Source organism: Gemella sp. zg-1178 (genome assembly GCF_018790995.1).
Taxonomy (GTDB): Bacteria; Bacillota; Bacilli; order Staphylococcales; family Gemellaceae; genus Gemelliphila.
The window spans coordinates 1-5077 of record NZ_JAHKEI010000039.1 but is presented as its reverse complement, the minus strand read 5'-3'; the positions used below and the strand labels follow the sequence as shown (position 1 = coordinate 5077).

The 5077-nt window shown below is 32.2% G+C and carries 6 protein-coding genes; all 6 read left to right on the top strand.

Features of this window, described 5'->3' with window-relative positions:
* Positions 1-499: hypothetical protein (locus KMP12_RS07115; protein WP_483867060.1), on the top strand; the 499-nt coding region annotated here is incomplete at its 5' end.
* A 107-nt stretch (positions 500-606) separates the two neighbouring features.
* Positions 607-1017, top strand: coding sequence for an RNA polymerase subunit sigma-70 (locus tag KMP12_RS07110; RefSeq protein ID WP_215757027.1), 411 nt, complete (start codon positions 607-609; stop codon positions 1015-1017).
* Positions 1010-1180 (top strand): SHOCT domain-containing protein, encoded by a 171-nt coding sequence (locus KMP12_RS07895; RefSeq protein WP_371741340.1) that lies wholly within the window; start codon positions 1010-1012, stop codon positions 1178-1180. The genes KMP12_RS07110 and KMP12_RS07895 overlap by 8 nt, the downstream gene beginning before the upstream one ends.
* A gap of 51 nt (positions 1181-1231) precedes the next feature.
* On the top strand, positions 1232-3001 hold the full coding sequence (locus tag KMP12_RS07105) for a recombinase family protein (RefSeq protein WP_215757026.1): 1770 nt from the start codon (positions 1232-1234) through the stop codon (positions 2999-3001).
* Positions 2983-4575: a recombinase family protein gene (locus KMP12_RS07100; RefSeq protein WP_215757025.1), complete on the top strand. Its 1593-nt coding sequence runs from the start codon at positions 2983-2985 to the stop codon at positions 4573-4575. The genes KMP12_RS07105 and KMP12_RS07100 overlap by 19 nt, the downstream gene beginning before the upstream one ends.
* Before the next feature lie 141 nt (positions 4576-4716).
* The coding region (locus KMP12_RS07095; protein WP_252344743.1) for a DNA methyltransferase at positions 4717-5077 on the top strand (361 nt) is incomplete at its 3' end.

The following is a 5077-nucleotide window of genomic DNA, read 5'->3' as shown; positions in this document are numbered from 1 at the left end:
AACAATAGAACTTTGTGTAGATATATGTTCTAGAAACGGAATTAATAAATTAGAATATACAGGAGATACAACAGGAAACTTAACAAAACATGAATGGTTTGCGCCAACAAATTGTCCAGGACCTTATCTTGGTAGCAAGTTTCCCTATATCGCAGCTGAAGTGAATAAGCGATTAAGTGGGCAGGCATCGACACCTGTTCCACCAACCGATACGAATCTTGATGATGTGGCACGACAAGTTATCAACGGACAGTTTGGCAATGGAGATGCACGCAAAACTGCACTGATAAGTGCAGGGTATGATTACCATCAAGTGCAAGCTAAAGTCAACGAACTAGTTAGTGGAAATGTGACGTCATCTTTAAAATATATTGATGACATCGCACAAGAAGTCATCAACGGTCATTGGGGTAATGGACAAGAGAGAAAGCATCGATTAACCCAAGCAGGGTATGATTATGATAAAGTTCAACAAAAAGTGAATGAAATATTGAGTTAAATTTTTAAGGCCTATCGTAGATTTTTTAGTCTGCGATAGGTCTTTTTTTGTTAATGGGGGTTCATTTTAAATAAAATTCTTTGCCTATAGATTTAGGAGGGATAACGATGAATCAATTAACACAAACAAAAATTATCCAATTACGAAATCAAGGGATAGGTTATACAAAAATAGCTAATCAATTAAATATATCGGTAAATACGATTAAGTATTTTTGCAGAAGAAACAATGTAACTATAGGGAATGTGCAAGATAATCATCTGACTAAAACTGAATGCGAACATTGTTCTACCTGTATCCAACAAGTAAAAGGAAGAAAAGTAAAAAGATTTTGTTGTAATAAGTGTAGAAATAGTTGGTGGAATAATCATCTTGATTTAGTGAAACGAAAAGCCATCTATAAATGTAAGTGTCTAAATTGTAAAAAAACAGTTGAAGTGTATGGAAATAAAAACCGTAAATACTGTAGTCATGAATGTTATATAGAATATCGTTTTAGAGGCGTTCATCATGATTAAAATAGAGTATAAAAACGAAAGATTGTATCAGACAACAATGATGACGCTAAAAAAATTACATCAGCAAAAGTTAATTACTAAAGAGGAATTTCAAAAGATGGAGCAAATATTTAAAGAAAAATATCATCCTGAAATTAGTGTATTATTCTCGCAATTGACTTGACTTTATAGCCTTTTAGAGTGATGTATATAGAAACGAAGAAAGGAGTATTTCATGGCAAAAATTACCAAAATAAATACCAGTAAACTACTGATAAAACCAAAAATTAAAGTGGCAGCTTATGCTCGTGTTTCTATGGATACAGATAGGCTAAGACATTCATTATCCACACAAATTAGTTATTACAATAATCTTATTCAAGAAAATCCTGAATGGGAGTATGTAGGTGTTTATGCTGATTTAGGAATAACTGGTACAAGTATTGAAAAAAGATTGGAATTTAAAAGAATGATGGAAGATTGCAAGCAAGGGAAAATTGATTTAATTCTAACAAAGTCAATCCAACGTTTTGCACGGAATACGGTTGATTTATTAAATGTAGTTAGAGAATTAAAATCTCTAGGAATTGAAGTATGGTTTGAAAAAGAAAACATCCAATCTTTGAGTGGAGATGGAGAATTGATGCTTTCGATACTTGCTTCATTTGCACAAGAAGAAAGTCGTTCTATTTCAGAAAATGTAAAATGGGGAACAATTAAACGTTTTAAGCAAGGTATACCTAATGGGAAATTTAGTATTTATGGATATAGGTGGGAAGGAGAACACTTAGTCATCATTGAAGATGAAGCAAAAATTGTTAGAAGAATCTATAAAGAATATCTTTCAGGAAAATCGAGACTACAAATAGAAAAAATGTTTGATGTAGAGGGAATTAAGACAAGAAAAGGTTATAGGTGGGTAGATTCTAATATCAAAGTGATACTCACTAACATTCACTATACAGGAAATTTACTTTTTCAAAAAGAATATGTTGTAGATCCAATTTCAGGCAAGACTAGAAAAAACCGCGGAGAACTTCCTCAGTACTTTGTTGAAAATACACACGAAGCGATTATTTCAATGGAAGATTTCAAAAAAGTTGAGACTGAAATGAAAAGAAGAAGAAATGCAGGGGCGATTGGTAATCCTTCTATTAATACGACTGCATTAACGAGTAAAATTAGATGTGTACATTGCCAAAAAAATTTCCAAAGGGCTATCAGAAACCAAAAAGAAGCTAAAGTTTATACTTGGTTATGTGCTAATCGAAAAGCGGGCAAAAAAGCAAATTGTCAAACAGGAGAAATTAGAGAAGGTATTTTAAAAGAGATACTCCAAGAGGCATTAGGTGTTAAAGTAATCGATGATAAGTTAATAGAAGAAAAAATAGATTACATTGAAATTATCAAAAAAGAGAAGATAATCGTTTATAAAAACGATGGGCATGTTCTTGAAAAACCTTACAGAGAAAAAGATAGAAGTTCATATTATACAAAGGAAATAAGAGAACAATTATCAAAACAAAGACGGGATAAGCATCAGTATAAAAGAACTTATAATGCAACACCATTTACAGGACTTGTTGAATGTGGTAAGTGTGCTAATCCATATCGTAGTCAAGGGCGCACTTTGACAACAGGAGTTTATGAAAGACGAATGTACTGTAATACGAAATCTACCATTTGTCAAAATACAAGTATAAAACAATATACTTTAGAAAGAATTATTTGTGATGTGTTAAATATCGAATCTTTTGATGAAAAGACAATGGATGATAAGGTACAACGAATTTTTATCAATGATAATAAAGTGACAATACTTTTGAAAAACGGTATTGAAGAAACAAGGGTGTATAAAGAAAAACGTCCGTTTATACCTTGGTCTGAAGAAAGAAGAAAAAATCAGAAACAAAATCCAAGAGTATGGACTGATGAAGAACGATTAAAACAAAGTGAACTGATGAAAAAGGTAAGGAGAGAGAAAAAATGGTCAACAAGAAAGTAACTACTATACCTGCAACGATAAATCCTTATCATTTCAAGCCAATCAATGATGTGAAAAAAAGAAAGGTTGCAGGGTATGCCCGTGTATCAACTGATAGTGATGAGCAACAGACTAGTTATGAAACACAGGTGGCTTATTACACAAATTACATTAAAGGTAGAGATGATTGGGAGTTTGTCAATGTTTATACGGATGAAGGGATATCAGCCACCACTACTAGAAAGCGAGAGGGTTTTAATAAGATGATAGAGGATGCATTAAATGGAGAAATCGATTTAATCGTCACCAAATCAGTTAGTAGGTTTGCAAGAAATACAGTGGATAGTCTTTCAACTATTCGAAAGTTAAAAGAAAACGGAACAGAAGTTTATTTTGAAAAAGAATCAATTTGGACATTTGATAGTAAGGGAGAATTACTTATTACTATTATGTCATCACTCGCTCAAGAAGAAAGTCGATCTATTTCAGAGAATGTCACATGGGGTAAGCGTAAAAGAATGGCTGATGGCAAAGTGACTATTCCTTATTCAAGAGTTTTAGGTTTTGAAAAAGGAAAGGAGGGTAACTTAGTAGTCAATCATGAACAAGCAGAGATAGTGAGACAAATATTCGGATTATTTTTACAAGGAATGACACCACATAGTATTGCAGTATATTTAACGAAAAAAGAAATTAAATCACCTGGAGGAAAAGATAAATGGAATCAGGGTACGATAAGACGTATGCTTTCCAATGAAAAGTACAAAGGAGATGCACTGTTACAAAAGGAGTTCACAGTGGATTACTTGAGTAAAAAAAAGAAGAAAAATGAAGGGGAAGTGCCACAGTACTATGTTGAAGGAAATCATGAGGCGATTATTAGTCCACCAGTATTTGACTTGGTTCAAGAAGAATTGAAAAAACGATGTGTTAAGAAAAGTACAAGATACAGTGGAGTAAGCATTTTTTCAAATAAGATAAAATGTGCAGAATGTGGAAATTGGTTTGGTGCAAAAGTATGGCATTCTACTAGTCTTTATAAAAAGAAAATTTATCAGTGTAATCATAAGTTCAAAGGTAGCAAGAAATGTAGGACACCACATTTAACAGAAGATGAAATCAAATTGTATTTTATCAAAGCGATAAATTCTTTGACAGCAGATAGAGAAGAAGTTATAGAAAATATTAAACTAGTTCAAGAAACTTTATGTAATGTGGGTCATTTAAAAGTAGAGAAACAAGAACTTCATAATGAATTAGAGGCCTTAGTTGTACAAATTCAAGAGATGATTGATAGAAATGCCAGAGTAGTTCAAAATCAAGAAAGTTATCAAGTTCAGTACAATCAACTAATAATGAGTTATAACTTGAAAAAAGAACGCTATGATGAACTTGAAATACTTATGACTAAAAGGAAGGCAAAGTTTGAAAAGTTAACGGTGTTTATTCAAAACTTGGAACAAATAGATGATATCATAAAAGACTTTGGTGCAAGCATGTGGGGAAGTTTAGTTGAATACTTAGAAGTAGATAGAGATAAAAAAGTAATAGTTGTTTTTAAAGATGGAACACAAATAAAAATAGAAAATCAGTAAAATTCCTCGTCATTTGATGAGGAATTTTGTCGTTTATAGAAGGATATGGCATGCTCACCTGGATAATCTGTTTAGGTGTTTTTTAACGTTAAATAATGCACCTACTAGGTTCATCGTTAATAGGGTATAAAAAGACAAACGTTGAATTGTATCAAAAACAGCTCGGAAACAGACCCACCCTATAATACGGGTAACAAAGACTTCATTTATAACGACAGCTTTGTTGATAAAACAGACGGTTATTCACATAGCAAATGGCTATCCTTTATGCAACAAAGACTTGAAATTGCCAGAGAGCTTTTAAGTGATGAGGGTGTTATTTTCATCTCTATTGATGATAATGAACAAGCACAACTAAAATTACTTTGTGATGAGGTGTTTGGGGAAGAAAATTATGTAGGACACTTTATTTGGGTCAGAAAGAAAAAAGGTTCTTTTCTTAATAAAAAAATTAGAAAAATGACAGAATATGTACTATGTTATACCTCTAATGAAAGAATAA